This is a genomic window from Rhodococcus sp. NPDC060090 (genome assembly GCF_042729855.1).
GTDB lineage: Bacteria > Actinomycetota > Actinomycetes > Mycobacteriales > Mycobacteriaceae > Rhodococcus.
Map to the genome: position 1 here is coordinate 253,347 of NZ_JBHWXB010000001.1, position 26,985 is coordinate 280,331.

Here is a 26,985-nt window from a genome sequence, read left to right on the forward strand (position 1 = left end):
CCCGCGCCTACCCCCGTGCTGCGACACGATCGTTATCGCAAACTCATCTTCCCGTTACAGGATTACCAGGCTGGCCGTACCGCGCAACCAGTGCATCCACTTTGTCCGGATCGATGTTGATACGACTCAGATCGTAGTCGTAGTGCTCGAGAAGTTTCGGATCGATGACCCGACGCCACAGCGGCGGGAACAGCGACAACACAATGAGCACCGCATACCCGGCCGGAAGCTGCGGCGCATCGCCCATCGACCGCAACGTCTGATAGCGACGCATCGGATTCGCGTGATGATCGCTGTGCCTCTGGAGGTTGTAGAGGAACAGGTTGGAACACACATGATTGCTGTTCCAGCTGTGCTCGGGAGCCACACGCACATATTTCCCGTCGGCACGTTTACGTCGGAGCAATCCGTAGTGTTCGAGATAGTTGGCGCCCTCGAGGAACATGATCGCCATGACCGCCTGCACCACCAGCCACGGCGCGATCTGCCATCCGAACGCGGCAATGAGCGCCGCGTACAGCACCACGCTCAGCAGCCATGCGTTCAGAACGTTGTTGTGTTTCAGGTTCCATCGCGACAGGCCCCGCCGAGCGAGTCGCGCCTGCTCGTACTTCCACGCCGACTTCAGGCTTCCCCCGACGGAACGAGGCAAGAACTTCCAGTAGCTCTCACCGAACCGCGCGGTCGCGGGATCCTCCGGGGTCGCGACACGGATGTGGTGCCCGAAATTGTGCTCGACGTAGAAATGCCCGTAGAACGACTGGGCAAGGGCGACCTTCGCGAGCCGTCGTTCGATCTTGGTGCGTTTATGGCCCATCTCGTGCGCCGCGTTGATCCCGACACCGCCGACGATGCCGAGTGTCGCGGCCAGCGCGAACCGTTCGGCCCAGCCCATCGGCTGCGACACCCACATCCAGCAGCCGAAGATCAGACCCGCGTACTGCAACGGTAGATACACGTATGTGCAGCGCCGGTAATACTTGTCGTTTTCGAGGTCCTTCATGACCTCTTCGGGCGGATTGCTGGTGTCGAGCTTCGTGAAGCGGTCCACCAGCGGGCAGATGACGGCGATCATGATGGCGCCGGTCGCCCAGAACACACCGAGATGCAGATAGTGGACCAGCGCCCACGCCAGGAACGGGCTCAGCGGGATGGCCAGGCCGTACAGCCACAAATGCCTCTTGGGATCTCGCCACCGGCGCCGATAGTTCCCCCGCTGTTGGTACCGCGCAACAGAGCTTTCGCCCCCGATTTCTGCCACGATCAACCGCTCCAAGCCACCCGGGAGAATCTCCCGAGCACGATTTGCTTGTCACAGAAAATCTGATTCCTGTGACCCCCCGATGCAGGCAGATGCTACCGAAGCCACATCACCCGCTGTAGACCCGAAGCAGGTTTGTGCTCCACCCCACACGCTCCCACCCCAGCGCACACGACGGCGGCGCCGCATCCCAGGATGCAACGCCGCCGACAGAAAAAGCTTCAGTGCAGATCAGATGACGCGGACGCCCTGAGCCTGCGGCCCCTTCTGCCCCTGTCCGATCTCGAACTCGACGCGTGCGCCCTCGTCGAGGCTCTTGAAGCCCGAACCCGAGATCTCGGAGTAATGCACGAAGACGTCAGCTCCGCCACCGTCCTGCTCGATGAAGCCGAACCCCTTCTCTGCGTTGAACCACTTGACTGTTCCCTGCGCCATTCCGAGTACTCCTAAATCGTCCCGCTTCATCACCCCGACGAAGCAGATCTTGCATGGAGCCCCAATCATTGCACTGATACGGACAAACGTCGCCCCTGAGTTTCGACTAATTTCGCGTGTCGCGAAAAACCGGGTGAAAATCGTTTGCTCGACAGTGGCACGATGGTGCCCGTGAACAACGAGGATCAGGGCCAACTTCATCATCGAATGACACGCACACTCGAGCAGTCGTCGAAGCTGCAGAACGTGCTGTACGAGATTCGCGGGCCGGTACACGCGCACGCCGCTCGGCTCGAAGCCGAAGGTCACCGCATCCTCAAGCTCAACATCGGCAACCCCGCGCCCTTCGGATTCGAAGCACCCGACACGATCGTGCAGGACATGATCGCGTCTCTTCCGCATGCGCAGGGTTACTCCGAGTCCCGCGGCATCGCCTCCGCGCGCCGCGCGATCGTCACTCGCTATGAACTGGTGCCGGGCTTCCCGAAGTTCGACATCAACGACGTCTACCTGGGCAACGGCGTCTCCGAACTCATCACCATGACGATGCAGGCGCTGCTCGACGACGGCGACGAGGTCCTCATCCCCGCGCCCGACTACCCGCTGTGGACGGCGATGACCTCCCTCGCCGGCGGCACCCCGGTCCACTACCTGTGTGACGAGAACAACGACTGGAACCCGGACATCGACGACATCGAGTCCAAGATCACGGAGAAGACCAAGGCGCTTCTCGTCATCAACCCGAACAATCCGACGGGCGCGGTCTACTCGACAGAAGTTCTCGCACGGCTGGTCGCGCTCGCCCGCAAACATCAGCTGCTGCTGCTCGCCGACGAGATCTACGACAAGATCCTCTACGACGACGCCAAGCACATCTCACTGGCGACGCTGGCCCCCGATCTGCTGTGCCTGACGTTCAACGGCCTGTCGAAGGCCTACCGTGTCGCCGGCTACCGGTCGGGCTGGATGGTCATCACCGGCCCCAAAGACCACGCGTCCGGATTCCTCGAGGGCATCGATCTGCTCGCCTCAACCCGCCTGTGCCCCAACGTTCCGGCACAGCACGCGATCCAGGTGGCGCTCGGTGGCTACCAGAGCATCGACGATCTGGTGCTTCCCGGCGGGCGCCTCCTCGAGCAGCGCGACGTCGCGTGGGAACGCCTCAATGCGATCCCCGGCGTCAGTTGCGTCAAGCCGCGCGGCGCGCTGTACGCGTTCCCGAGGCTCGATCCGGAGGTGTACGAGATCCACGACGACGAGAAACTCGTCCAGGATCTCCTGCTTCAGGAGAAGATCCTCATGGTGCAGGGCACGGGCTTCAACTGGCCGAACCACGACCACTTGCGTGTCGTCACGCTGCCGTGGGCACGCGACCTCGCGGTGGCGATCGAGCGGTTCGGGAACTTCCTGTCCAGCTACAAGCAGTAGGAATCGTTGCCAAACGGAGATCTTGGTAGATGTGGTTCGAAAAGTAGCAGGTCGGAAGGGGTTGACCCTGAGTCGACATGGGGCATTTGTCCGAGCGTGATCAGACCCACATGCCCAGCTCCTTCCCGGATCGGTGAAAGTACAAGTAACTTGGGTTCTGGCACTTCGGTGCCGGGCTCCCTGGCTCACGCCATCCCCCCTGTGCGAAGCCAGGTGACGGTGGCGGGGACACCCCCTGCTCCCCGCCACCACCAGCCCTTTCCCTCCGTTTCGGATCCACGCGCTCCTATGACTAACCTGTTGCGGTGAGTCACGGACACGGGCACGGACACGGGCACTTCGAGGGCCCCGCTCCACTAGCTCCCCTCGCCGCCAGGATCGTCGTCGGCCTCCTCGTTGCGATCGGCGCGGTCACGCTCGTGGGCACAGCGATGCTGTGGCCGAGCGAGCAATCCGTCGACATCCCCGCGCCGTTCCAGACCTCCGACGGCGGCGCCGTCGTGACGGAAGCCGGAACCGTCGTCGAACAGGACACCGGGTGGTGTGGAAGCGCGTCGATGGGCCGGGTGTTCGAGGACCAGCCGGCACCTCCACCGACCCAGGCGTTCGAATGCGAGCGCAGCATCATCGAGATCGAGTCGGGTCCCAACGCCGGCACCCGCACCCTGCTCGAAGTGATTCCGGGGCCCGGCCAACCGGAACTGCACCTAGACGATTCGATCCGGCTGGTGCGTCAGACCGACCCGTCCGGGGCGACGATGTACTCCTTCTACGACTTCGCCCGCGGAATGCCGCTGGCGCTGATCGTCGCGGCGTTCGCGATCGTCATCGTCGCGGTCGCCCGGTGGCGTGGGCTGCGAGCCCTGATCGGGCTCGGTGTCGCGTTCGGTGTGCTCGTGATGTTCATGCTGCCTGCGTTGCTCGACGGGCAACCTGCCGTCCCGGTCGCGCTGGTGGGCGGGGCGCTGATCCTCTACGCGGTGTTGTATCTCGCGCACGGCGTCAATCTGCGGACGAGTTCTGCGCTCCTGGGCACCCTCGCCTCGATGGCGCTCGCTGCGCTGTTGTCGTATTTTGCGATCGAGATGACGCATCTGACGGGTCTGTCCGAGGAACAGAACACCGATGTGCAGCTCTATATCGGACACGTGTCGATCACGGGTCTGCTGCTCGCCGGCTTCATCATCGGGTCGCTCGGTGTGCTCAACGACGTGACGATCACCCAGGCGTCGTCGGCGTTCGAGCTTGCAGCCCTCGACCCGCGGGCGTCGCGTCGGGATATCTTCGTGTCGGCGATGCGTGTCGGCCGCGATCACATCGCCAGCACCGTCTACACCCTCGTCCTCGCCTACGCCGGTGGCGCCCTGCCACTGATGCTGTTGTTCTCCGTTGCGGGCCGGTCCGTGTCGGATGTGATCACCGGCGACGCCGTCGCCATCGAAGTGGTCCGCGCGTGTGTCGGCGGTATCGCACTGGCACTGTCGGTGCCGCTGACCACCGGGATCGCCGCGGTGCTCGCGCGCACCGGCGCCCCGGCCGCACCCGCCGGGCGTCACTCGCGCTGATGCAAAAGTTTCCGCCGGTTGCATGGGTTTCCGTGGGTCATGAGGCAACGGGAAGCCGTACTACTGGGGGAAGGTTTCATCCACAGGGCATCGAAGTTATCCACAATGCCGTATTTGTCCGAGTATTGTAGCGGCGCTTCGGGCAGGCTCACTGCATGCCGGATCCCACACCGCTCACCCGAGCCCTGCTACGTTCGCGCGGCGTCTCCGACGACCGCATCACCCACGCGATTCGGAGCGGAAGTCTCGCACCGGTCGCGCGCGGGCTGTATCTCCGTCGAACCGAGTACGACGCACTCGACGCCGCCGGCCACCATCGCGTCCGCGCCCGACACGAAGGAGCCCGCCTCGAGCCGGGGCACGCACTGAGTCATGTCTCGGCAGCGCTCGTCCACGGCCTCGACGTGTGGAACGTCGACCTTCGTCGAGTGCACGTGTCGGGAAACAAGGGGCGGATCACCGAAAGCGTGCATCGGCACCAGACTCGGTTCTCCGGCGGGGACGTCGTCGACATCGGTGTTCCCGTCACCTCGATCGAGCGGACCATCGTCGACCTCGCTCGGTCGCTGCCGTTCGAGCAGGCCGTGGTCGCGGGAGACGCCGCACTGAGACACGACCCGTCGGCGCGTGACCGACTTCCCGATGCCGTCGCCTCCGCGTCGTGGGGCCACGGCGCGGCAGGAGCCCGCGCGGTCGCGTCGTTCATCGATGGGCGCAGTGAGAGTGTCGGGGAATCTCGGTCGCGGGTGCGGATCGCCGAGTGCGGCCTACCCGCCCCGATACTGCAACAGGCCGTCCAGGCCCGCAACGGACGCACCTACCGCCTCGACTTCTTCTGGAAGGACGACGGGGTCATCGGCGAGTTCGACGGACTCACCAAATACGACGACCGCCGCGACCTCGTGGCGGAGAAGCGACGCGAAGATGCATTGCGCGACCTCGGATTCGAGGTCGTCCGCTGGACGTGGCACGACCTCGACCGGTTCGGCGTCGTCGCCGCAGGCATCGCGCGCGCCGGGAACCGTCGAAAGCGTGCGTGACGGAAACCTCCCCCCACCTACACGACTTCCCGTTGCCTCACGACCCACGGAAACCCGCACAAACGGAGGAAAGTTCTCAGAGCCCGGGCAGCGGGATCTGCGGGAGGGTCGGCAGCTGGATCGTGGGCAGCTGGATGACCGGAAGGTCGACACCCGGGATCAGCTGCGGTGGCGGCGGCGGTTCCGGCTCCGGGGCGGGAGGAACCGGGCGCGGCGCCTCCTGCGTCACCGTCGTGGTGACGGGAGGTGTGGTGGTCACGGTCGCCGGTGCGACGGCAGGCTGCGGGCGCGGCACGGTGCGCGACGTCGTCGGCGTCACGAACGTCTCGGTGGGACTGGTTCCGTTGTTGCCGGATGAGCCGGAGAACAGGCCGTTACCGGCGCCGAGGCCCACACCGATCACCGCAATCACGGCCAGCGCGGTGCCCGCGATACCGGCCCCGGAGATCTGCTTGCCGCTCACCTCCGGTTCCTTGTTCGACGTGTTGCCGAACCGCGACTTCTTCGTTCCGGACGCAGCGACAGCAGTTTCCGACCGGACCGACGACTTCATCGACGCGGTGACCACCGGGATCTGCTCGGTGACCGCCGTCATATCCGCCGAGGCAGGAACGATACGAGTCAGGGAGCTCACCGGCTGCGAGGTCGGTGGCTTCCCGGCGAGGATCGCGCCGCCCTTGGAGAGCACGAGTTCAGGCTCGTGCGGCACGACCAGTGGAAGCCCGATCCACGAGCGCAGCACTTCCTGCACGAGAGGGATGTGCGCGCCGCCGCCCAGGAGCACCACCGCTTCGGGATTGCGACCCGACCGCGCGATGACGTGGTGCACGAACTGCGCCGACGACTCGACGCACTGCCCGATGAGGGGGTCGAAAGTGTCGCGCGACATCAGCACGACACCGGCCGCGCCGGGCACGGCGACGCTGTCGGTCGCCGACAGCTTCTCCTTCGCCTCACGGCACTGCGCCGACAGTTCGCTGTCGGTCGCCGGGTCGTCGGGGCGCCACACTCCGTTGGTGTCGAGCTGGTGATCGCGGATCACCTGGTCGAAGATGCGACCGCCGATGATGTCGGTGCGTTCGGCGAGGACCTCGCGGAGGCCGAGGTCGACGACGGTGACCGTGAGGCCGGAGTCGCCGAGGTCGTAGAACACGGCGGTGTCGCTGCCGAGCTCACCGGTCGACTGCAGGTACGCGAGTGCTGCCTCCGGCTCGGAGACCAGCGTGAAATTGTCGAGGTCCTCGACGGCCATCGCCGCACGGATGCGGTCGGCCTGAGCCTTGTCGCGGTAGACGATGCCCACCGCGTCGATCTGCTCACCGGCGATACCGGTCTGGCTCAGCACACCCAGCGTGCGCGCAGCGAGCTGAGCGGGCTCGTCCTTGCCCGTCTCCATCACCTGGAACTGGAACCCCGCAGATAGCGCAGTCCGATCGATCGGACGCACGATCCGGACGGCGCTCTCCCCCACGGTCACACCGAGAACCGAACTCATCAGCCGCCTTCGACAGTCGTTGTCGCGCCGGCTGTCAGCCACCCCCGGCACTTCGCACCGGATCGATGGTACCCAACCGGATTTTCGATATCATTCGGGTCGGCATCCTACAGCGTTCGCCACGCCGAACTACCTGTGACGTTATGTTCCGTCACCACTATGCGGCGACACCGAGTCTCGAATAGGTCCATCCGGAGCGTTCCCACTCGCTGCGGTCGAGGCAGGCCCGGCCATCGAGCACCGCACGGGTGTTGACGACCGAGGCGATCGCCGTCGCATCCAGATCCCGGAATTCGGGCCATTCGGTGAGCACGAGCACCGCGTCCGCTCGGGTGCAGGCCTCGAGCGCGCTCGTCGCATATCCGAGGGTCGGGAAGACCCGCCGGGCGTTGTCCATCGCCTGCGGGTCGAACACCGTCACCGCGGCACCCTCGAGCTGCAGTTGGCCGGCGACGTTGAGTGCCGGTGAGTCGCGGACGTCGTCGGAACCCGGCTTGAATGCGGCACCGAGCACTGCGATGCGCGCGCCGAGTACCGAACCGCCGCACGCGTGCCGCGTCAGTTCCACCATCCGGGTTCGACGACGCATATTGATGCTGTCGACTTCGCGCAGGAAGTGCAGTGCCTCGTTGGCACCCAGCTCACCGGCGCGGGCCATGAGCGCGCGAATGTCCTTCGGCAGGCAGCCGCCCCCGAATCCGAGGCCGCTGCCCAGGAACCTCCGGCCGATCCTGTCGTCGTGGCCCAGGATGTCGGCGAGTTCGACGGCGTCGGCGCCCGCGACCTCACATACCTCTGCGATCGCGTTGATGAACGAGATCTTCGTGGCAAGAAAGGCATTCGCCGACGACTTCGCGAGCTCCGCGGTCGCGAGTTCGGTGACGAGGAAGGGCACGCCGCGGTCGATCAGTGTCGCGTACACGTCGCGCAGGATCGCTTCGCCGCGTCCCGCTCCCTTGCGCTCCACCCCGCACACCAGACGGTCCGGCGACAGGGTGTCCTGCACCGCGAAACCTTCGCGCAGGAACTCGGGATTCCACACGAGTTCGACGTCGACCGGCGCCGCGGCACGGGCCCGCTCGACGAGTTCGACCGCCGTTCCGACCGGCACTGTCGACTTGCCGACGATCAGCGCGGGCTCGGTCAGGAGTGGACTCAGTGCATCGACGACGGCGTTGACGTGCGACAGATCCGCCGCGTACTCGCCCTGTTTCTGTGGGGTGCCGACACAGATGAAGTGGACGTCGGCGAAGGCTGCGGCGTCCTCGTAGGAGGTGGTGAAGGCGAGGCGACCTGCGTCGAGATTCCGGCGGAGTATCTCGGCAAGGCCCGGTTCGTAGAACGGCACTTCGCCCGATTCGAGCTTTGCGATCTTGCCGGCATCGACGTCGACCCCGAGCACGTCGTGCCCGAGTTCGGCCATGCAGGCCGCGTGCGTGGCTCCCAAGTACCCTGTTCCGAACACTGTGCAGTGCATACCCGATTTACTACGCGGGAGATGTGAGCGACGGGCAAACCGCGGGAAGCACGGAGCCAACTGCCGATGTACATCCTGGCGCGAGCGTCCGTTGTTGTCCGAAGGGGGGTGTAATTTGATTCGTCTGAGCCTCCGTGGCCGGGGTGCCGTTGATCGTTCCGGACGACCGCCTTGCTTGCGGTGGCCGAAATGAGGCAGACGGTGAGGGACAGCACGTGACCGAGACGAATCAACACACCCAGGCCAGGCCGTGGCCGGCGCTGTGGGCGCTGTGCCTGGGCTTCTTCATGATCCTCGTCGACACCACCATCGTTGCGGTGGCGAACCCGGCAATCCTGGAAGCCTTCTCGGCCGACATCAACAGCGTCGTCTGGGTGACCAGCGCCTATCTCCTGGCGTACGCGGTGCCCCTGCTGATCACCGGCCGCCTCGGCGACCGCTACGGCCCGAAGAAGCTGTATCTGACCGGTCTGGCGCTGTTCACGGTGGCGTCGCTGTGGTGTGGCCTGTCCGGCAGCATCGACATGCTGATCATCGCCCGGGTGTTCCAGGGCTTCGGCGCAGCCATGATGACGCCTCAGACGATGGCCGTCATCACCCGCACCTTCCCGCCCGACAAGCGCGGCACCGCGATGGGCCTGTGGGGCGCGACCGCCGGTGTCGCGACACTGGTCGGCCCGCTGGCCGGCGGCATCCTCGTCGATGGTCTCGGCTGGGAGTGGATCTTCATCGTGAACGTGCCGGTCGGTGTCATCGCGTTCCTCGCCGCGATGCGGTACGTCCCCGCCCTCGAAACGCACCCGCACAAGTTCGACATTCCCGGAGTCGTGCTCAGCGCCACAGGCATGTTCCTGCTGGTGTTCGGTCTGCAGGAGGGCAACACTTATGAGTGGTCGCTGCGGATCTGGCTGATGATCGGGGCCGGACTGGTGTTGCTCGCGCTGTTCGTCCGGAACCAGTCGCGCAACAAGGACGAGCCGCTCCTTCCCCTCGTGCTCTTCCGCGACCGCAACTTCTCGATGGCCAACATCGCGATCACCTCGATGGGTTTCTCGATCACCTCGATGATGTTGCCCCTGATGTTCTACGCGCAGGGTGTGCGCGGGTTGTCCCCGACCGGTTCTGCGCTGCTGATGGTGCCGATGGCCGTGTTCTCCGGTGTGCTCGCCCCGTTCGTCGGCAAGTTGGTCGACCGCACCCATCCTCGCTACATCGCGGCACCCGGGTTCCTGATGCTCGCGATCTCACTGGCGTGGCTGGCGCTGGTGATGACACCGCACGTAGAGATCTGGGAGTTGCTCCTGCCGATCACGTTGATGGGTATCGCCAACGCCTTCATCTGGTCGCCGCTCGCCGCGACGGCGACGCGAAACCTGCCGCCGCATCAGGCGGGCGCGGGTTCCGGCATCTACAACACCACGCGCCAGGTCGGTGCGGTCCTCGGTAGCGCGGCCATCGGGGCACTCATCACTGCGCGTCTGTCTGCCAACGGCTTGTCCGGCGCGGGCGGCGGCATGGAGGGCATGACCGGCGAGATGCCCGAGCCCGTCCGGGAGGGGTTCAGCTCGGCAATGGCGGAGTCGACACTGCTGCCCGCCGTGGTGTTGGTCGTCGGTTTCATTGCGTCGCTGTGTTTCTCACGTCCCACTGCGACGGTTGATGTTCCCGCGCGCTCTTCAGCTTCCGACACCCGCGACAGCACGCGCGGATAGCTGACACGCGCGCGGGAAGCCGGCTCCTCAGATCCCCGGCCTGGCGGCGATTCGCCCCTGCTCGATGGCGTCGACGAGCAGCGCATGATCCTTGATGTTGCGCGCTGCGTACGTCTTCGCGAAGGCCGTCATCGATTCGTCGAATTCGGTGTCCGACCCGAGGTACGCGGCGATGGCGATGCGGTCACCGCTGCGGGCATGCGCGTAGGCCAGTGTCCGTCCGCACAACCGTCCGTACAGCGTCAGCCCGGCCGGCGACATCACCTCGACCGCTGCCGAGCCTTTGCCGTCGCGCAACTGCCGTAGATAGAAATCGCGCCGCACGCCGTCGACGCCGGGTCCTTGTTCCCAGCCGAGGAAGATGTCGCTCGTCGCCTGCATCAGCCGCTGACCGTTGACGACCCGCTCCCCTTCGTTCCGGAACGTGGGCCCCTCGACGTACCCGGACAGCACCGACGCCTGCGCTTCCTTCGCCTGGAGGAACAGCGGGTCTCCGTCGTCGGCGCCGCGCAGCAGAAAGATGAACGCCCGGGTGCCGACACTGCCGACACCGACCACCTTGCGTGCTGCCTGGACGAACTCGAACTCCTCGAGCAGGACACGGCGGTCCCACTGCAGTGTCGCCCGATAGGAGCGCATCCGCTGATGCAATTCCTCGTACAGCGCCGCGGTGTCGCCCACCGCCAGTGCTTCCTCGAGCGGGACGATCAGCGGCGGATTGTGGATGATCTTCCGCTCCCCGTCCACGACCTCGGTGAGTTTGCCCAACGCCTGCACGCTGTCGCGGGTCATCGACTTCTCGAGCATCTTCCGGGTGCGCTTCTTCATCGTGGCGTCGAGTTCGTCTCGCAGCTCGATGAGTTCGGTGGTCGGCTCGATGTGCGAGTACCACACCGCGAGAGTGCCGCGGCCGGCCTGGAGGAGCATCGTCTCCCGGTACTCGGCGGCGCACGCCCGTGTGATCCGTTTGATCTGTTTACCGCTGTACCCGTTCTCCAGACCGGCCACGGCCAGGCTCGCCACCAGCCGTTTGACGTCCCATTCGAACGGGCCGGGATAGGTCTCGTCGAAATCGTTGACATCGAACGCCAGCTTGCGTTCGGGGGTCGCGAAGATTCCGAAATTGCTCAGATGCGCGTCGCCGCACAGCTGTGTGTACAGACCCGAATTCGGGGTGCGCGACAGATCGTCGGCCATCACCAGGGCTGCGCCCCGATAGAACGGGAAGGGCGACGCCGACATCCGTCCGTACCGAACCGGCACGAGCTCCCGAAGCCGCGACCGGGCCTGGTGTTCGAGCAACCCGAGCGGGTCGCGCGGGGAGCTCGTGTCGACTTCGGCGAGCGCTTCCAACGGGGTCACACTCCGAGCAGCCCGACCACGCTCCGCTCGTTCTTCACGGGTCGGGTGCGCAGCGACCCCGGCAGAAATCGACATCCTTCTCCTACACCCGGTCGGGATTCCACGTCGCGATCGCCCAGATGACGACGATGTCGAGCGCGATGATCAGGATCGACCACCACGGGTAGTACGGCAGCCACAGGAAGTTGGCGACGATCGAGAGCGCGAGGATGCAGATCGCCGCGAACCGCGCCCAGATGGCACCCGTGAACAGGACCAGACCTGTCAAGGTGACGAGGATGCCGAGGACGAGGTGAATCCAACCCCATGTGGTGAAGTCGAACTTGTAGATGTATTCGATGCCGGTGACGAACACTTCGTCCTCGGCGATGGCCGCGATGCCCTGGAATATCTGCAGGACGCCGACGGTCACGAGAAGGATCGCTGCGCCCATCGAGGTTCCCTTGGCGACAGCCTGCTTGGTACTCGGATCGGACATGACTGTTCCCGTCTCTGATCGGATAGGACGTGATATCGGATGGGACGTGATTCAGTGTGCGCCGATCGTGGCCTGCTCGATGGGTTAACGGCACAATTGCGACGTAGCCGGGAATGCGGGTAACTACCGTGGAATCACCAGTGTTCGAGAGGTGGACCGGTCATGACCGAATCTATGATCGTCGAGGACGCGACACCCGGCCGACGCTGGTGGGCGCGCGCTGCGTTCGCCTTCGCATTCCTCGCCGTCATCGTCCCGTTGGTCTCTGCCGGCGTACTGAGCACGATGGGTGTCCTCCTCATCGGAGTCGGCGGCACGGTGGTGTGCGTGGCCGCTCTGTACTGGTTCCTCGCCGGCCGAGGTCCGCTGCGCTGGACAGCGCTCGCCGTGGCGGTGCTGGTGCCGCTCTCGGTGTTCGTGATGTTCGTGCGGGCGCACCTGCTCGCAGTGGTGATCGCGTCACTGGTCTTCGCCGCACTCGCGACGACCTGTGGCCGTGCGGCGTTGCGACGCAGGAAATCTACCGAAGTGATGCTGGAAATCCCTGCGACACCGCCGAATCGCCCGGTCCTCTTCATGAACCCTCGGTCAGGAAACGGGAAGGTCGCGAGGTTCGATCTTCGACACAAAGCCGAGAAGCTCGGTGCCGAAGTCGTTCTGCTCGACGAGACGAACTTCGCCGACGTCGACGAGCTCGCTCGCCGCGCGGTCATGGACGGCGCCGACCTGCTCGGTGTGGCCGGTGGTGACGGAACCCAGGCGCGTATCGCTGCGATCGCCGCCGAAACTCGGGTGCCGTTCATGGTGATCAGTGCCGGGACACGCAATCATTTCGCGATGGATCTCGGACTCGATCGCGACGATCCCGCACGGTGTCTCGATGCGCTCCACGACGGCGTCGACATCCGCATCGACCTCGGGCGGATCAACGGCCGGGCATTCGTCAACAACGTGTCGTTCGGTGTGTACGCCGAGGTGGTGCGCAGCCCCGCCTACCGGGACGACAAGACCCGGACGGTGCTGAAGATGCTTCCGGACCTTCTTGCCGTACAGTCCGGTCCGAATCTGGTCGCGCAGATCGGCGACGTCACCGTCCGATCACCACAGGCGGTGCTGGTGAGCAACAACCGGTACGGCGGAAGCGACCTCGCGGGCATGAGCAGGCGGGATCGGCTCGACCGGGGTCTGCTCGGCGTCGTGACCGTGTCGGTTGCGGGTACCGCCCAGGCGGTCTCGCTGCTGCGCCGGGCCCATGCGCGCGGCCTGACTCAGCACGAGACGTCCGAAGTGATCGTCGATGCCGACGCCCCCGAGATCTCGGTGGGGGTGGACGGCGAATCGTTCCTGCTGACCACTCCGGTGCGGTGCGGGATCGAGGCAGGCGCGCTGCGGGTGCGGGTGCCGCGGGAGCGTCCGGGCACACGCCCCGCCGAGCCTTCCGTCGACTGGGTGCGGTTGCGTGCGCTGGCGAAGTTCGGTGCGGTGCGTCGCGCTTCGTCGTGACCATCAGGCCGTGTGTCTGCCCGATTTCTCTGCGCCCATTCCCGAGAAGCCGACCGAGTAGCCGCCGTCGGCGGGCATCAGGACACCGGTGATGTACGACGACGCGTCGCTCGCGAAGAACAACGCGGCCGACGCGATCTCGTCGGGCACACCCCAGCGGTCCATCGGGATACCGGGCACCCGGTTGACGCCCGGCGGTGGCGTCGGGTGGTCTTTCGACAGGGCCACGAGACCGGTCCACACGGTTCCCGGGCATACTGCATTGACCCGGATGTTCTCGTCCGCGTAGTCGAGCGCCGCGGTCTTCGTCAGCTGGTTGACTCCCGCCTTCGCCGCCCCGTACACGCCGTGGTGTTTGAAGCCGACCATCGCGGTCATCGAGGAGATGTTGACGATGGAGCCGCCGCCGGTGTTCAGCATCGAGCGGATCCCGTACTTCATGCACAGGAAGACCCCGCGCAGGTTCACGTCGTGGACCTGATCCCAATCGTCGAGCGCCTGTTCGTGCAACGGTTTCATCGGCCCACCGAACCCGGCATTGTTCACCAGCACATCGACCCGCCCGAACACGTCCTCAGTGGTGGCGATCATGCGTACTACGTCGGGTTCGCTGCTGATGTCGGCTTTGATTCCGATGGCGTTCTCGCCGATCTCGTCGGCGACGTCGATGGCGCGTCCGGTGACACTCACGCACACCACGTTCGCTCCCTCTGCAGCGAACTTGCGCGCGATGGCCTTGCCGATACCGGACCCCGCACCGGTGATCACGACGACTTTTCCGTCGAGCTGCATCTCAGGCACCGACCGTGATCGAGCGGGCACTGGTGATGGGTTCGTCGCCGGCCAGGGTGGTGCGGTGCATGCGGCGCGCTTCGGTGCGGTCGAACGGGCACGCGCGGTGCAGCAGTCCGAGGTTGTCCCAGATGACGAGGTCGCCCACCTGCCATTCGTGTCGCAGCACCCGGTCGGGAGCGGTGGCCCGTCGGCTCAGGTCGTCGAGAAGTGCGCGGCCCTCGTCGAAATCCATCCCCACGATGTGAGAAGCGCTGTGCCCGAACACCAGCGACCGTCGGCCCGAGCGGTGCTCCCAGACGAGGGGGTGCTCACGTTGCGGCCAGCTCGCCCAGTCCTCGAGCTGCTCCGGCGTCGGGTTCGGGTAGCTGCGGCGTTGAATCGCCTCGAAGGTGTGCAGCACCCTCAGCTCCGCGAAGCTCTCCTTCTCTGCGTCGGAGAGGGCGTCGTAGGCGGCGTAGGTACTCGCGAATTCGGTCTCACCCCCGTCGCTCGCGAGGACGCGCGCACTCAGGGTGACAGCCTTGGCAGGAATGTCGTCCATGGACCCGTCGAAATGCCAGTGATCGTTGCTCGGGAAGTAGCTCACGTTGGGGTTCGTCGGGTCGAAGCTGATCTCCATGACGTTCGGGTTCTCGTACTTGGGAAACTGCACCACCTCCCCGAGTCTGCGACAGAACTCGACCTGCAGGTCGTCATCGATGGGCAGCCCGCGCAGGAGCAGCACGCCGTACCGCTCGAGCGCCTCCATGCACTCGTGCGGAAGGTCGTCGTCGTGGAGGAGCCGGTGAGCGTCGACATCGACGAGCTCGGCTCCCACAGTGTCGGTCAATCGGCGCGCGGTCAGCGTGGCCATTGGGGAACTCACCTTCCGTTGCACAGCTCAGATACCAGCATCATGAAGGGAACTTCATGCAATATAAGACTTTTCATCCATGTATGCAATCCTTGCGAGGATAGCACTCGGGCGTGTATGCAGGAATGGGCGGCGCGTGCGGCAGTCGCCCCTTCGACTACATACGGGAGACCTGGATGACCGACGCATTGGGCTTCAGACTCAAACTCGGAGTGGTCACTCCCTCGGTGAACACCATCGTCCAACCCGAATACGACGACATGCGACCCCACGGCGTCACCAACCACATCGGACGCATCCACATCCCCGACCGCGTCACCACCACCGACGACGACTTCGAACAACTCGTCCGCGACATCGACCGCGGGGTCGACGACGCCGTCGAAAGGGTCCTGACCTGCCGGCCCGACTGCGTCGTCCTCGGTGTGTCGATCGAATCGGTCTACGGCGACCCGAAGGCAGGCGAGGCGATCCAGCAGCGCCTCCGCGACAAGTTCGGCGACGATCTGCGCCTCGTCCACGCCGGGGAGGCGATCCCCACCGCGTTGCGCGCCGTCGGGGTCGACGACGGACCGATCGCACTGCTCACCCCCTATCAGCCGGTGTCCGAAGCCCACCTGAAGACCTTCGTCGAAGCCTGCGGTTACCAGCTGCACGACGCCATCCACCTGCGCGCGCCCAGCGCGGTGGGGATCGCGCACATCACTCGGGACACCGTCGAACGCGGATTCGCCGACCTCGCCGCGACCCGCCCCCGCGCGATCGTCCAGTTCGGTGCCAACATGTGCGCCGGGCGCATCGCCGGCGAGGCCGAGCAGCGACTCGGGCTCCCCGTCATCGCAGTGAACACCGCGACGTACTGGCATGCGCTGCGCAGCAACGGGATCACGGACCGTGTCGAGGGGTACGGGCAGTTACTGGAGCGGCACTGACCATGCACACCTACCCCACGCTGTTCTCACCGATCGCGCTCGGGCCACGCACGGCCCGCAACCGCATCTGGATGACGGCCCACGCCACCGAGTTCTCCACCGACGGCACCTTCGCCGACGCGAGCGCCGACTACTACGCCGCCCGCGCCCGCGGCGGTGTCGGTGTGATCACCATGGAAGCGATGGCGGTGCACCCGACCACCCAGCCGCGACGCGGGGTGATCCACGCCTACGACGAGGCCGTCGTCGACAGTTACCGGAAGGTGGCCGATGCGGTCCGGCCGCACGGAACACTGCTGCTGGCGCAACTCTGGCATCGGGGACGGCAGACCGACGGCATCATCTCGCGGCTCCCGACGTGGGCGCCGAGCGCGCTACCCGACACCGTCTACCGCGAGATCCCACACGAGATGACCCACCGCGAGATCGATGAACTGGTGGAGCATTACGCGCGGTCCGCACGGTATGCGATCGACGGCGGCGTCGACGGGATCGAAGTGCACGGCCTCGCCCACGGTTACCTACTGGGCCAATTCCTCTCGCCGGCAACCAATCACCGCGTCGACGAGTACGGGGGTTCGTTCGAGAACCGCATCCGGATCGTGCGACGGATCGTCGAGCAGGTCCGTCAGGTTGTTCCGCAGGATCGGATTCTCGGAATCCGGCTGAACAGCGACGACGGCACTATGCCGGGCGGTCTGACCAATGCCGATTGGGTCCGGATCGCAGAAGTGATCGACCGTGACGGCATCGACTACATCTCGACCAGCCAGGGCACCTATCTGGATCGGATGCAGATCTACGGGACGTCGACGGCGCGCCCCGCCGGATACGAACTCGCCGACACCGCCGCGATCACCCGGGCGGTCTCCGTGCCGGTGATGGCCGTCGGGCGCATCACCACCCCCGAGATGGCCGAAGACGTTCTCGTCTCCGGCAAGGCACAGTTCGTCGGCATGGCGCGTCAACTCATCGCCGACCCGATGTGGCCGGAGAAAGCGCAGCGGGGCGAACCCGACTCGATCCGTCCGTGTATCGGATCGAACTGGTGCGTCGCGTCGTTCGCACGCGGTCCGCTCTCGTGTATCCACAATCCGAAGGTGGGTCGCGAGAAGGAGTTCGACGGCGACGACGCCAGGACGCGAGTGCGCCGCACCGTCGCGGTCGTGGGTGGTGGGCCGGCAGGATTGCGTGCCGCGCTGACCGCACACGAGCTGGGTCATGTGGTCACACTTTTCGAGCAGGATTCGACGCTGGGCGGGCAGGTGCGCTGGATCACCGCGGCCGAGCCGTATCGCGAGTGGTCGGGCGTCACCGACTGGCTTGCCACACGACTCGCCGAGGCCGGCGTCAAGATCGAGCTCGGCCACCGCGTCACGGCGGAGGAGCTCGCGGGCAGGTTCGAGGCCGCGGTGATCGCAACCGGCTCGACACCGCTGCGGCACGGGTGGACCGCTCGCCGACCCGATCTGTGGGGCGGCGGTTCCCTGCCCGGCACCGACCAGTGGAACGTGTACACGCCGGAGGAGGTGCTCAGTGGTCGCGCCGAGCTACCCCACCGCATCCTCATCGTCGACGACACCGGCGACCGGCAGGCCTTCATCACCGCCGAGTACCTACTGGCGCGGCGACACCCGGTGCACATCGTGTCGCAGTATCCGCAGCTCGGACACGCATTCGCCGACGCCCACGACCTCCCCTTCGCCTTCGGCCGGTTGCGGCGCGCCGGAGCGACGTTCACACCCCACGTGGAGGTCGCGGCGATCGACGGCGACACCGTCACTCTCACCGACGTGTTCACCTCCGAGACCTCGACGCTCACCGACGTCGACGCGATCGTGCTGGTCCTCGGCAATGCCGCCGACGATCAGTTGGCCCGCGATCTCGAGGGCAGCGGCATCGACGTTCATCTTGTCGGCGATGCGAACGCACCGCGGCGGATCTTCAACGCGATCTGGGAGGGAGAGAACGCCGCCCGGAGACTCTGATCGTCTTGCTACATCACTGGATTCACACGAGAACTTAGCGAAGGTTGGAACATGACTGCTTCACAGAAACCCCGCACAGCCATCGTCACCGGCGGAGGCTCCGGCATCGGCCTCGCCATCGGTCGCCGACTCGCCGCCGACGGCAACGCGGTGGCGCTGTTCGACCGCGACGGAGACAGCGCCAAAGCCGCTGCCGCGCAGATCGAATCCGAGGGTGGCACCGCCATCGGTGTCCCGGTCGACGTGACCGACCGCGACGCCATCGACGCCGGCGTCGACGAGGTGAAGACCCGGCTGGGGATCCCGCAGATTCTCGTCAACAGTGCCGGTGTCACCATCGCAGGCCCGGCTCTCGAGGTCACCCGTCAGGTGTGGGACACCGTGCACGCCGTCAACCTCACCGGCACTTTCGACTGCTGCCAGGCCGTCCTGCCGCACATGATCGACTCCGGGTGGGGCCGGATCGTGAACATCTCCTCGTCGAGCGCACACAGCGGTGTCGCGGGGATGTCGGCGTACGTGTCGTCGAAATCGGCAGTGATCGGACTGACGAAGTCGCTGGCACTCGAGTTCTCGAAGCACGGCATCACCGTCAACACGATTCCCCCGGGATTCATCGACACCCCGATGATGCGCGACCACGCGAGTCAAGGCCTGATCTCGATCGAAGACCAGATCACGCGCACCCCGGTGGGTCGCGTCGGGACGGCGGACGACATCGCGGCCACCACCTCGTTCCTCGTGAGCGACGGCGCGAGCTACATCACCGGGCAGGTCATCGGCGTCAACGGTGGCCGCAACACGTAGTGGGCGTAGCACCCCTCCCCGTGGAGTGAGCGAATGTATCGTTCATCCTCGTGATCGAGCCGAATGTGCCATTCGCTCAGTTCAAGTGGGGTGAGCAGGCTCAGATCCACCCGTTCTGCTGGGCACGCCGTGCCGCCTCGACCCTCGTCGTCGTCCCCGTCTTCCCGATCGCCGACGACAGATAGTTGCGTACCGTCCCCTGCGACAGGTGCACTGCGCTCGCGATGGCGGCGACGGGCACACCGTCCAATGCCGCGCGCAGCACGTCGCGTTCCCGGTCGGTGAGGGGATTGTTGCCGCCTGCGATGGATTCTGCTGCCAGGGCCGGATCCACGACACGTTCGCCTCGCCGAACTCGCCTCACCGCTTCGGCGAGTTCGGTGGCGGGAGTGTCTTTGACGACGAACCCCGACGCGCCCGCTTCCAGCGCGGAGCGCAGGTAGCCGGGTCTACCGAAGGTGGTGACGATCAGCGACCGCACGCCGGGGAGTTCGCGGGCGAGTTGCCCGGCGACGGCGATACCGTCGAGTCCGGGCATTTCGATGTCGAGCAGGCACACCTCGGCGTTGCTCGACCGTGCCGCGTCGAGCACCTCGTCTCCCCTGCCCACTTCGGCGACGACGTCGATGTCGCCTTCGAGGCCGAGCAACGCCACCAACGCACCGCGGACGAGTGCCTGGTCGTCGGCCAGCAACACGCGAATCATCCGAACACCACTTTCAGTTCTGTGCCCGTCCCGTCGGGTCCTGCGCCGACCGCGAATTTTCCTCCGGCCGACCGGACGCGGTCTCGCAGACCTCGCAGGCCGTTGCCGTCGCGGTTGCCGTCGGTGCCCACGCCTTCGATGCCCACGCCGTCGTCGACGACGCTCAACGATGTTCCGCCGAGGTCGATCACGCAGGTGCGGGCGTTGCTGTGCCTGACCACGTTGGTGACCGCTTCCCGCAGCACCCAGCCGAGGACGAGCCGGTATCGGGGGTCGACGATCGATGCGTCGCCGCGCTGGTCGACGTCGATTCCGGCGTCGTCGAGGGCGGTGTGGGCGCGGTCGAGTTCGTCGGCAAGCCGCGCGACACGCAGCCCGGTGACGGTGGCCCGCACTTCACCGAGCGCCTCACGGGTGAGCGAGCGGATCGCGGCGAGTTCGGCCTTCGCGCGCTCCGGGTCGACGTCGATGAGACGTTCGGCGAGTTCGGCTTTGACGGTGACCGCGGTGAGGCTGTGTCCGAGGACGTCGTGGACGTCGCGGGCGACACGGTCTCGTTCGTCGGCGATCACGAGTTCGTTGCGCAGTGCGGTGTATTCGTCGTCGCGGTCGCCCACGGCGCGGATCACCGCGGTGATCGCCCCGACCATCACCACGATCAGGATGTAGAAGAAGTCGTCCCGGAGGGTGCCGTTCAGCCACGGGACCAGCAGACATGCGCCGGCGGCCACGACGAAAACCATCATTCTGGGCACCAACGTCAGGGTGAACATCGCGAACGACACCACGAACGCGCCCATGCCCAGTACGTCCGGCCCGATGTGCAGGCCCACCAAGCAGACCAGGAGAACCAGCAGCGGCAGGTGGATCACGGCGATCCGCGACGGGGTGGCCCGCCCCTTGTAGAGCCAGCGGAACCCGTGGATGTAGACGACCGCGAACACGACGATGCCCACCGCTCCGAAGGTCTTGCCGAGCGCCGAGCCCGTGGTCAGAACCTCTACCAGCGGGTAAGCCAGAAAGACGAGCCAGACGGCTGCCATGAACCATCCGAATCGGCTCCACGGGTCTTCCCCTCTCTGGTCTATCACCGCCATCCCCCTGTCCCTGCCTGCCCCGGCCCTGTCACTGCCGGCCCCGTCCTCGCTTCACGAGGTATGTCGAGAGAACCACGAAGATCACTGCCCACACCGACAAGTTGAGCACAGGAACCCACAGCGGTTCAGCAGGTAGAGCGTTGCCGTTGCTGTCGATCAGGACACCTTCGGTGAGCGGATACCGCGCCAGCGACACGTAGCCGTAGAGCGGGGTGAACTTCGCGATGGTGAGCATGACGCCCGACAACGGGATGAAGATGTTGCCCAGGAACGCGAGGACGACGAGGCTGCCGCTCGCGGCACCGACAGCGGCCTCGGACCGGAATGCGAGTCCGAACATGAGCCCGTACACGGAGAACACTGCCGCACCGACGAGCACGGCGATCGAACTCAGAATCCACGCGCTCCACTCCCCAGAGGCGCCCGTGAGCACACCCAGGATGAAGATCAGTGCAATGGGGATCGCGGCGAACACGAGCGCGACGGTGGCCTTCATCGCGACGAACCCGGCGTCGGTCAGGGGTGTCAGGCCGAGTTGACGTCCCCATCCCTGCATACGTTCGACGGCTGCCATCCCGCCGATGCCGGTGGTTGCGGTGACGGCGCCGTACGCGGCCATCGAGATCATGATGTACATCGCGACGTTGCCGTGACCGGCCGATTCCAACTTGTACGACTGTGACGCGCCGAAGATGAGGTAGAAGAAGGCGGGAAGAATCGCGATGAAGAAGACGCTCACATAGTCGCGGAAGTGGCGGCGCAGTTCGAGGCGGATGAATGTGGTGGTCATGCCGGCACCTTCTCGGTGAGTGCGAGGAACGCGGTTTCCAATGATCCACTGGCGATTTCGAGGTTGGTGGCGCCGAGATCGACGAGGAGCGTGCGGGCCACGTCGTCGGAGGCGGTTGCCCGGATCTCGATCCGGTTGCCCATCACGGAGATGTCGGCGACACCGGGGTGCGACGCCAGTACCGCGCGCACGTCGTCTTCGCGTCCGTGGGTGATGTCGGCGGAGACGATGCGGCCGGTGGCGAGCGCGCGGATCTCGGAGGTGGGGCCGTCGGCGACGACGCGTCCCTGCGCGACCATGACGATGCGGTCGGCGAACGAATCGGCTTCTTCGAGGTAGTGGGTGGCGAAGACGACGGTGCGCCCTTCGTCGGCTTCGGCGTGCATCGTCGTCCAGAAGTCGCGGCGGGCGCCGACGTCCATCCCCGCGGTCGGTTCGTCGAGGATGATCAGGTCGGGATCGGGAAGCAGGGCGAGAGCGAAGCGCAGTCGCTGCTGTTCGCCACCAGAGCATTTCGACACCATCCGACCCGCGATGTCGGTGATTCCGGCCCGTTCGAGGACCTCGTCGAGGTCGCGGTGTTCGGGGAAGGTCGATGCGATCATCTGCACGGTCTCGCGGACGGTGAGGTCGCGCAGCAGACCACCGGTCTGCAGCACCGCAGACACCTGGCCTGCGGCGATGGCGTACCTTGGCGGCTTGCCGAATATCGACACCACCCCGGCGGTGGGTTCGGTGAAGCCCAGCACCATATCGAGGGTGGTGGTCTTGCCTGCGCCGTTGGGGCCGAGCAGCGCGACGACTTCGCCGCGCTGCACGGTCAGGTCGAGGTGGTCGACGGCGCGCACTTCGTCGCTGCCTCGGGGCCGGAAAGTCTTGACGACGTCGTGCAGCTCGATGGCTGCGACCTCTGTGTGTTCCATGATGGGAAGTCTTGTGGTTCACGAGGCGCGCCGCGATCCCCGGCTGTCACAAGATCACCATGACAAATGTCAGACGGAGACGGCGCGGTACTTCTCCAGCACGTCGTCGGTGTGCTCGCCGTGCACCGGTGGCGCCGAGCGCAGCCTGGGTCGCACTCCGCCGAAGTTGACGGGGAACGCAATCTGCTCGAGCGGACCTGACGCGTGGTCGACGGTGCCGATCATGCCGATCGCGGCGGTGTGCGGGTCGTCGTAGATCTCGTCGAGGTTCCGGATCGGCGACACGGGCACGGCATGCTCCTCGAGCACCCGGCACCAGTATTCGACGGTGTTCGCGGCGAACACCTCGGTGAGCACCTGCTCGAGATCGTCACGGTGCTCGATGCGGTCGCGGTTGCGGAGGAACCGCGGGTCGGTCGCGAGTTCGGCGCGACCCATCGCCGTGCACAGGTCGTCCCACAGAGAATCGTTCCCGACCGCGACGACGAAGTAGCCGTCGCTGGCCAGATATGCCTGGTAGGGAGCAAGATTGGGATGCGCGGAGCCGAGGGCGTGGGGTCGCTGTTTCGTGGCGAAATAGTTGGTGGCCCAGTTGACGTGCATCGCGAGCTGGCATTCGAACAGCGAGGTGGTGACGTACTGCCCGCGACCGGTGCGGCCGCGTTCGACCAGCGCCGCGAGCACACCGATCACACCGAACAGCGCCGCACCGAGGTCGCCCATCGCATACCCGGACTTCATGGGTGCGCCACCGGGCTCGCCGGTCAGCGACATCAACCCGCCCGCTGCCTGGGCGACCATGTCGTAGCCCGGCTGGTCGGACAGGGGCCCTTCGTCGCCGAACGCAGAGATGTGCAGGACGACGAGGTGCGGGTGCCGTTCCGACAGTGCGCGGTAGTCGAAGATCTTCTGCAATCCGCTGCCCGGCTTGAAGTTCTCGACGACGACGTCGGCGTCTTCGAGCATGCGGTGGACGATCTGCTGCCCTTCCTCCGATTTCAGGTCGAGGGTCACCGACTTCTTGCCGCGGTTGACCGCGAGATAGTAGGTGGCGTCGTCGCCGACGAAGGGCGGGCCCCACATCCGCGTCGGGTCGCCGCCCTCGGGGTGCTCGACCTTGGTGACCTCGGCACCGAGATCGGCGAATGACATCGTCGCGTAGGGCCCGGCGAGGATCTTCGACAGGTCCACGACTTTGACGCCCGCGAGCGGGGCGGGTCCGGTGATCGGGTTCTCGGTCATTTCGGTGCTCCTGCGAGTGCGGCTCCTGCGAGCGCGTCCGGTGCCGCGGCATACGCGACGGAGGGATCGATGTGAGTGCCGTCGACGACGACGTCGAGGTGTGCGAGCGCAACGGCGTTCGGTTCGCCGCGGAGCCCGGTGAGATAGGCGTTGGCGACGAGCAGCGACCGGTGCCCCCGACCGTGCTCGGCGCTGTGCGACGCGAGGTCGATGAGCAGGGTGGCCATCACCGCGCGGGCCAGGTCGTCGGTGTAGGTGGCGCACAGCGTCTGGGCACGCACGTCGTCGCCGGCGAGCAGTTCCTCACCGCGCTCCTCGATCACGTCCCACCGCTCGTGCAGTTCGGCGACGGCAGGCGCGCATTCCGGGGAGGCTGCGGCGAGCATCGTCCGCATCGCGGCTGCCAGGTCTCGGTGCGCGCCGTTCTTGCGCATGGAGCGCAGGACGTCGAGGGCGATGACGTTGCTCGAGCCCTCCCAGATCGATCCGAGATGCGAGTCGCGAACAAGCCTCGCGAACACTCTGTCCTCGATGTAGCCGCTGCCGCCGCGCACCTCCATCGCCTCGCCGGTGACCGTCCGCGCACGCTTGCACACGTAGTGCTTCGCTACCGGGGTGAGAATCCGGATGATACTGCGTGCCACGTCGTCGCCGCGATCGGCGCGGTCGAGCGTGGCACCGCTGTAGGCGACGAGGGCGAGCGCAGCCTCGGCATCGAGCGCGAGTGGCAGTAGCGTCGCGCGCATCAGCGGCTGGTCGAACAGCCTCTTACCGAAGACCTCGCGAACACGAGTGTGCTCCACTGCATCCCGCACCGCGCGGCGCATGAGTGCACTCGAGCGCATCGCGTTGGAGAGCCTGGAGGTGTTGAGCATCTCGGTCATCTGCCGGAACCCGCGGTCGAGCTCACCGACCTGTAGCGCGTACGCGCCGTGCAGGGTGACCTCCCCGCTGGGCATCGAACGGGTGCCGAGCTTGTCCTTGAGCCGGTCGATCGTAAATGTGTTGCGGGTTCCATCGGGAAGATGCTTGGGCACCATGAACATTCCCACACCGCGCGTCGAGTTCTCGTTTCCGCCCGGGAACCGGGCGAGGGTGACGACGACGTCGGCATCCGGGTTGGAGGCGAACCACTTACGACCGGACAAACGCCATCCGGTGCCGTCGCGCTCGGCGCGGGTCTCGGTCTGCGCGATGTCGGTCCCTGCCTGCGTCTCGGTCATGAACATCGCGCCGGTCAGCGCGGCGGCGGGATCCGTCGACGTGAGCCCGTCGATGTACGGACCGAACACGTCGGGATCGCCGAACATGCGAAGTGTGCGTGCGGCGGCGTCGGTCATCGAGACCGGGCAGGCCAACCCGAACTCGGCCTGCACGAACAGGTACGACGCCAGGTACTTGACCAGGTGCGGCGGCACGTCGGTCCAGCCGTGGACGGGACGATGCGACAGGGCCGAGAGTCCGTACTCCGAATACGCGGCGCGACACAGTTCCAGATATGCGGGGTGATAGTCGATGGTGTCGATGCGCTCCCCGTCGCGGTCGTACTGGCGCAACGTCGGCGGGTTCGCATTCGCGGTCGCGGCGAGGCCGTCGAGTCGCTGTGCCGCATCAGCACCCAGCCGGTCGAGGAGACGATCGGTGAGGGGACGGTCGTCCTCGTCGATCCACCTGTCGACCACTGCCTGCAGGGCGGGATCCTCGTGTGCGTAATTCATGTCGTGTATCCCTTCGGAGGTCACAGTGCGGCTGCCGTGGTCCGGACCGTTGCCGGGTCGGAGTGGTCGGCGCCTGAGGTCGGTGAGCGGCGCAGCAGCGCCGTCATGCAGATCAAGGAGAGCAGCACGTACCCCAGCCCGAGTGCGACAACGGGCCAGATCGATCCGCTGCGGTTGAGCAGGAACTGGCTGACCATCGGCGCCGTGCCCGCGAAGATCGCCGTGGACAATTGGTACGAGAGGGAGATGCCCGTGTAGCGGATGTGGGTCGGGAATACCTGGGCGAGGATGCCGGCCAACGCCGCGTAGTACATCGCGTGCGGCGCGGTCGCGAGCACCATCCCGATGATCGCCCATACCAGCGAGCCGGTGCTGATGAGCACGAACATCAGTGGGAGGACCACGAGTTCGGGCACAAGCATCCAGAATACTGCCCGTCGTACGTCGATCTTGGTTGCGAGGATCGCGCCGAACGGCTGCACGATCACCTGGGCGACCAGCGCAATCGTGATGACGAGCAGGAAGTCACTGCGTTCGAATCCGAGATCCGTTGTGGCCCAAGAAAGTGCAAATGTGGTCTTGACGTAGGTGATCGCGACACCCGCGACCACCGCACCGACCCCGAGGAACAGCGGAATCTTATGAGCGCCGAGCACCTCCGCGAGCGGCATGCGCTTCTTCTCCTGGGATTCTGCTGCCGCCTTCATCTCGGGCGTCTCCTCGATCCGCAGCCGAATGTAGAGTGCCACGACGACGAGCCCGGCGGATGCGACGAACGGGATGCGCCATCCCCAGCCTTCGAAGGCCGCGTCGGACATCGCGGTCAGGCCGAGAAAGGCCACTGTCGCAAGGAGGTTGCCGACAGGTGAGCCCTGTTGTGCGAAGGCGCCGTAGAGGACCTTCTTGCGGGGTGGGGCGAACTCGGTGGCGATGAGAACGGCGCCTCCCCACTCCCCGCCCATCGCGATGCCTTGCAGCACTCGCAAGAGGACGAGGAGGATCGGAGCCCAGATACCGATCTGGCTGTAGGTAGGGAGCAGGCCCACGCCGACGGTGCCGACGCCCATGATGGCGAGGGTGACGATGACGGCGTTCTTCCGTCCGAACTTGTCGCCGAAATGACCGAAGACGATGCCGCCGAGCGGCCTCGCGATGAACCCGACAGCGAACGTCGCGAAGGCTGCGAGCGTGCCCATTGCCGGTGACACATCGGGAAAGAACAGTGCGCCCAGCACCAGTGCCGATGCCGTCCCATAGATGTAGAAGTCGAACCACTCGATGGTGGTGCCGACGAAGGCGGTGACACCGGCGCGGCGCGCGGCCTTGGTGTCGTGCACCGGTCGCGGGGTGTGCTCGGGATTCGGTTTCACGCTGCACT

The 26,985-nt window shown here is 65.8% G+C and carries 23 protein-coding genes; 8 read left to right on the forward strand and 15 right to left on the reverse strand.

Annotated elements, in window-relative coordinates; genetic code table 11:
- Nucleotides 1-43 precede the first annotated feature (43 nt).
- Together ACFWCF_RS01050 and ACFWCF_RS01055 are read right to left on the reverse strand one after the other, a co-directional pair.
- On the reverse strand, nucleotides 44-1,252 hold the full coding sequence (locus ACFWCF_RS01050; RefSeq protein ID WP_378556653.1) for an alkane 1-monooxygenase: 1,209 nt from the start codon (nucleotides 1,250-1,252) through the stop codon (nucleotides 44-46).
- Nucleotides 1,253-1,492: 240 nt separating this feature from the next.
- Nucleotides 1,493-1,696, reverse strand: coding sequence for a cold-shock protein (locus ACFWCF_RS01055; protein ID WP_054807297.1), 204 nt, complete (start codon nucleotides 1,694-1,696; stop codon nucleotides 1,493-1,495).
- A 162-nt stretch (nucleotides 1,697-1,858) separates the two neighbouring features.
- Between ACFWCF_RS01055 and ACFWCF_RS01060 the strand changes: the two genes are divergently transcribed.
- The 3 genes from ACFWCF_RS01060 (at nucleotide 1,859) to ACFWCF_RS01070 (ending at nucleotide 5,729) form a co-directional block, all read left to right on the forward strand.
- Entirely contained in the window at nucleotides 1,859-3,124 is a 1,266-nt protein-coding gene (locus ACFWCF_RS01060) for a pyridoxal phosphate-dependent aminotransferase (RefSeq protein ID WP_378490637.1), read from the forward strand.
- A 305-nt stretch (nucleotides 3,125-3,429) separates the two neighbouring features.
- A complete protein-coding gene (locus tag ACFWCF_RS01065; RefSeq protein ID WP_378556034.1) occupies nucleotides 3,430-4,689 on the forward strand; it encodes a YibE/F family protein in 1,260 nt (419 codons plus the stop codon).
- A gap of 155 nt (nucleotides 4,690-4,844) precedes the next feature.
- On the forward strand, nucleotides 4,845-5,729 hold the full coding sequence (locus ACFWCF_RS01070) for a hypothetical protein (RefSeq protein ID WP_378556036.1): 885 nt from the start codon (nucleotides 4,845-4,847) through the stop codon (nucleotides 5,727-5,729).
- Nucleotides 5,730-5,805: 76 nt separating this feature from the next.
- On the opposite strand, the gene ACFWCF_RS01075 is transcribed toward ACFWCF_RS01070, so the two are convergent.
- Together ACFWCF_RS01075 and ACFWCF_RS01080 are read right to left on the reverse strand one after the other, a co-directional pair.
- Nucleotides 5,806-7,224, reverse strand: coding sequence for an Hsp70 family protein (locus ACFWCF_RS01075; RefSeq protein ID WP_378556039.1), 1,419 nt, complete (start codon nucleotides 7,222-7,224; stop codon nucleotides 5,806-5,808).
- A gap of 157 nt (nucleotides 7,225-7,381) precedes the next feature.
- Complete coding sequence (locus tag ACFWCF_RS01080; protein ID WP_378556041.1) at nucleotides 7,382-8,701, reverse strand: UDP-glucose dehydrogenase family protein; 1,320 nt, start codon at nucleotides 8,699-8,701, stop codon at nucleotides 7,382-7,384.
- A 287-nt stretch (nucleotides 8,702-8,988) separates the two neighbouring features.
- On the opposite strand from ACFWCF_RS01080, the gene ACFWCF_RS01085 reads away from it, so the two are divergent.
- Nucleotides 8,989-10,413 (forward strand): MFS transporter, encoded by a 1,425-nt coding sequence (locus tag ACFWCF_RS01085; RefSeq protein ID WP_378556655.1) that lies wholly within the window; start codon nucleotides 8,989-8,991, stop codon nucleotides 10,411-10,413.
- Nucleotides 10,414-10,440: 27 nt separating this feature from the next.
- Here the strand turns inward: ACFWCF_RS01085 and ACFWCF_RS01090 are convergent, their stop codons facing one another.
- Together ACFWCF_RS01090 and ACFWCF_RS01095 are read right to left on the reverse strand one after the other, a co-directional pair.
- Nucleotides 10,441-11,850, reverse strand: coding sequence for a DUF2252 domain-containing protein (locus tag ACFWCF_RS01090; protein WP_378490642.1), 1,410 nt, complete (start codon nucleotides 11,848-11,850; stop codon nucleotides 10,441-10,443).
- A gap of 7 nt (nucleotides 11,851-11,857) precedes the next feature.
- The gene (locus ACFWCF_RS01095; RefSeq protein ID WP_378490643.1) at nucleotides 11,858-12,253 is read right to left on the reverse strand and encodes a hypothetical protein; all 396 of its coding nucleotides are present in this window, start codon (nucleotides 12,251-12,253) and stop codon (nucleotides 11,858-11,860) included.
- Between the two features lie 162 nt (nucleotides 12,254-12,415).
- On the opposite strand from ACFWCF_RS01095, the gene ACFWCF_RS01100 reads away from it, so the two are divergent.
- The gene (locus tag ACFWCF_RS01100; RefSeq protein ID WP_378556043.1) at nucleotides 12,416-13,756 is read left to right on the forward strand and encodes a diacylglycerol/lipid kinase family protein; all 1,341 of its coding nucleotides are present in this window, start codon (nucleotides 12,416-12,418) and stop codon (nucleotides 13,754-13,756) included.
- Between the two features lie 3 nt (nucleotides 13,757-13,759).
- On the opposite strand, the gene ACFWCF_RS01105 is transcribed toward ACFWCF_RS01100, so the two are convergent.
- The gene (locus ACFWCF_RS01105; RefSeq protein ID WP_378556658.1) at nucleotides 13,760-14,548 is read right to left on the reverse strand and encodes an SDR family NAD(P)-dependent oxidoreductase; all 789 of its coding nucleotides are present in this window, start codon (nucleotides 14,546-14,548) and stop codon (nucleotides 13,760-13,762) included.
- A gap of 1 nt (nucleotide 14,549) precedes the next feature.
- Nucleotides 14,550-15,404, reverse strand: coding sequence for a TauD/TfdA dioxygenase family protein (locus ACFWCF_RS01110; protein ID WP_378556046.1), 855 nt, complete (start codon nucleotides 15,402-15,404; stop codon nucleotides 14,550-14,552).
- Between the two features lie 176 nt (nucleotides 15,405-15,580).
- Between ACFWCF_RS01110 and ACFWCF_RS01115 the strand changes: the two genes are divergently transcribed.
- Genes ACFWCF_RS01115 through ACFWCF_RS01125 form a run of 3 tightly spaced genes read left to right on the forward strand, consistent with a single transcriptional unit; the run spans nucleotide 15,581 to nucleotide 19,131 of the window.
- Nucleotides 15,581-16,336 (forward strand): IgiC, encoded by a 756-nt coding sequence (locus tag ACFWCF_RS01115; protein ID WP_378556049.1) that lies wholly within the window; start codon nucleotides 15,581-15,583, stop codon nucleotides 16,334-16,336.
- A gap of 2 nt (nucleotides 16,337-16,338) precedes the next feature.
- A complete protein-coding gene (locus ACFWCF_RS01120) occupies nucleotides 16,339-18,324 on the forward strand; it encodes an FAD-dependent oxidoreductase (RefSeq protein WP_378556052.1) in 1,986 nt (661 codons plus the stop codon).
- Between the two features lie 51 nt (nucleotides 18,325-18,375).
- Complete coding sequence (locus ACFWCF_RS01125; protein ID WP_378556055.1) at nucleotides 18,376-19,131, forward strand: SDR family NAD(P)-dependent oxidoreductase; 756 nt, start codon at nucleotides 18,376-18,378, stop codon at nucleotides 19,129-19,131.
- Nucleotides 19,132-19,231: 100 nt separating this feature from the next.
- On the opposite strand, the gene ACFWCF_RS01130 is transcribed toward ACFWCF_RS01125, so the two are convergent.
- The 7 genes from ACFWCF_RS01130 to ACFWCF_RS01160 all read right to left on the reverse strand — a co-directional run bounded on the left by ACFWCF_RS01130 (nucleotide 19,232) and on the right by ACFWCF_RS01160 (nucleotide 26,977).
- A complete protein-coding gene (locus ACFWCF_RS01130; RefSeq protein WP_378490649.1) occupies nucleotides 19,232-19,837 on the reverse strand; it encodes a response regulator in 606 nt (201 codons plus the stop codon).
- On the reverse strand, nucleotides 19,834-20,880 hold the full coding sequence (locus tag ACFWCF_RS01135) for a sensor histidine kinase (protein ID WP_378556058.1): 1,047 nt from the start codon (nucleotides 20,878-20,880) through the stop codon (nucleotides 19,834-19,836). The genes ACFWCF_RS01130 and ACFWCF_RS01135 overlap by 4 nt, the downstream gene beginning before the upstream one ends.
- A gap of 82 nt (nucleotides 20,881-20,962) precedes the next feature.
- Nucleotides 20,963-21,724: an ABC transporter permease gene (locus ACFWCF_RS01140; RefSeq protein WP_378490651.1), complete on the reverse strand. Its 762-nt coding sequence runs from the start codon at nucleotides 21,722-21,724 to the stop codon at nucleotides 20,963-20,965.
- Nucleotides 21,721-22,647, reverse strand: coding sequence for an ABC transporter ATP-binding protein (locus ACFWCF_RS01145; protein ID WP_378490652.1), 927 nt, complete (start codon nucleotides 22,645-22,647; stop codon nucleotides 21,721-21,723). The genes ACFWCF_RS01140 and ACFWCF_RS01145 overlap by 4 nt, the downstream gene beginning before the upstream one ends.
- Nucleotides 22,648-22,716: 69 nt before the next feature.
- Complete coding sequence (locus ACFWCF_RS01150; RefSeq protein ID WP_378556061.1) at nucleotides 22,717-23,889, reverse strand: CaiB/BaiF CoA transferase family protein; 1,173 nt, start codon at nucleotides 23,887-23,889, stop codon at nucleotides 22,717-22,719.
- Nucleotides 23,886-25,607 (reverse strand): acyl-CoA dehydrogenase family protein, encoded by a 1,722-nt coding sequence (locus tag ACFWCF_RS01155; protein ID WP_378556064.1) that lies wholly within the window; start codon nucleotides 25,605-25,607, stop codon nucleotides 23,886-23,888. Before ACFWCF_RS01155 ends, ACFWCF_RS01150 begins: the two co-directional genes overlap by 4 nt.
- A 20-nt stretch (nucleotides 25,608-25,627) precedes the next feature.
- On the reverse strand, nucleotides 25,628-26,977 hold the full coding sequence (locus ACFWCF_RS01160) for an MFS transporter (RefSeq protein ID WP_378556068.1): 1,350 nt from the start codon (nucleotides 26,975-26,977) through the stop codon (nucleotides 25,628-25,630).
- Between the last annotated feature and the right edge of the window lie 8 nt (nucleotides 26,978-26,985).

What these genes read in the sequence shown, in the direction of transcription:
- ACFWCF_RS01115 (WP_378556049.1), top strand. Translation starts at nt 15,581, where the DNA reads ATGACCGACGCATTGGGCTTCAGACTCAAACTCGGAGTGGTCACTCCC.
- ACFWCF_RS01120 (WP_378556052.1), top strand. Translation starts at nt 16,339, where the DNA reads ATGCACACCTACCCCACGCTGTTCTCACCGATCGCGCTCGGGCCACGC.
- ACFWCF_RS01085 (WP_378556655.1), top strand. Translation starts at nt 8,989, where the DNA reads ATGATCCTCGTCGACACCACCATCGTTGCGGTGGCGAACCCGGCAATC.
- ACFWCF_RS01060 (WP_378490637.1), top strand. Translation starts at nt 1,859, where the DNA reads ATGGTGCCCGTGAACAACGAGGATCAGGGCCAACTTCATCATCGAATG.
- ACFWCF_RS01100 (WP_378556043.1), top strand. Translation starts at nt 12,416, where the DNA reads ATGACCGAATCTATGATCGTCGAGGACGCGACACCCGGCCGACGCTGG.
- ACFWCF_RS01150 (WP_378556061.1), bottom strand. Translation starts at nt 23,889, where the DNA reads ATGACCGAGAACCCGATCACCGGACCCGCCCCGCTCGCGGGCGTCAAA.
- ACFWCF_RS01130 (WP_378490649.1), bottom strand. Translation starts at nt 19,837, where the DNA reads ATGATTCGCGTGTTGCTGGCCGACGACCAGGCACTCGTCCGCGGTGCG.
- ACFWCF_RS01055 (WP_054807297.1), bottom strand. Translation starts at nt 1,696, where the DNA reads ATGGCGCAGGGAACAGTCAAGTGGTTCAACGCAGAGAAGGGGTTCGGC.
- ACFWCF_RS01090 (WP_378490642.1), bottom strand. Translation starts at nt 11,850, where the DNA reads ATGTCGATTTCTGCCGGGGTCGCTGCGCACCCGACCCGTGAAGAACGA.
- ACFWCF_RS01140 (WP_378490651.1), bottom strand. Translation starts at nt 21,724, where the DNA reads ATGACCACCACATTCATCCGCCTCGAACTGCGCCGCCACTTCCGCGAC.
- ACFWCF_RS01110 (WP_378556046.1), bottom strand. Translation starts at nt 15,404, where the DNA reads ATGGCCACGCTGACCGCGCGCCGATTGACCGACACTGTGGGAGCCGAG.
- ACFWCF_RS01105 (WP_378556658.1), bottom strand. Translation starts at nt 14,548, where the DNA reads ATGCAGCTCGACGGAAAAGTCGTCGTGATCACCGGTGCGGGGTCCGGT.
- ACFWCF_RS01070 (WP_378556036.1), top strand. Translation starts at nt 4,845, where the DNA reads ATGCCGGATCCCACACCGCTCACCCGAGCCCTGCTACGTTCGCGCGGC.
- ACFWCF_RS01145 (WP_378490652.1), bottom strand. Translation starts at nt 22,647, where the DNA reads ATGGAACACACAGAGGTCGCAGCCATCGAGCTGCACGACGTCGTCAAG.
- ACFWCF_RS01075 (WP_378556039.1), bottom strand. Translation starts at nt 7,224, where the DNA reads ATGAGTTCGGTTCTCGGTGTGACCGTGGGGGAGAGCGCCGTCCGGATC.
- ACFWCF_RS01155 (WP_378556064.1), bottom strand. Translation starts at nt 25,607, where the DNA reads ATGAATTACGCACACGAGGATCCCGCCCTGCAGGCAGTGGTCGACAGG.
- ACFWCF_RS01125 (WP_378556055.1), top strand. Translation starts at nt 18,376, where the DNA reads ATGACTGCTTCACAGAAACCCCGCACAGCCATCGTCACCGGCGGAGGC.
- ACFWCF_RS01095 (WP_378490643.1), bottom strand. Translation starts at nt 12,253, where the DNA reads ATGTCCGATCCGAGTACCAAGCAGGCTGTCGCCAAGGGAACCTCGATG.
- ACFWCF_RS01135 (WP_378556058.1), bottom strand. Translation starts at nt 20,880, where the DNA reads ATGGCAGCCGTCTGGCTCGTCTTTCTGGCTTACCCGCTGGTAGAGGTT.
- ACFWCF_RS01080 (WP_378556041.1), bottom strand. Translation starts at nt 8,701, where the DNA reads ATGCACTGCACAGTGTTCGGAACAGGGTACTTGGGAGCCACGCACGCG.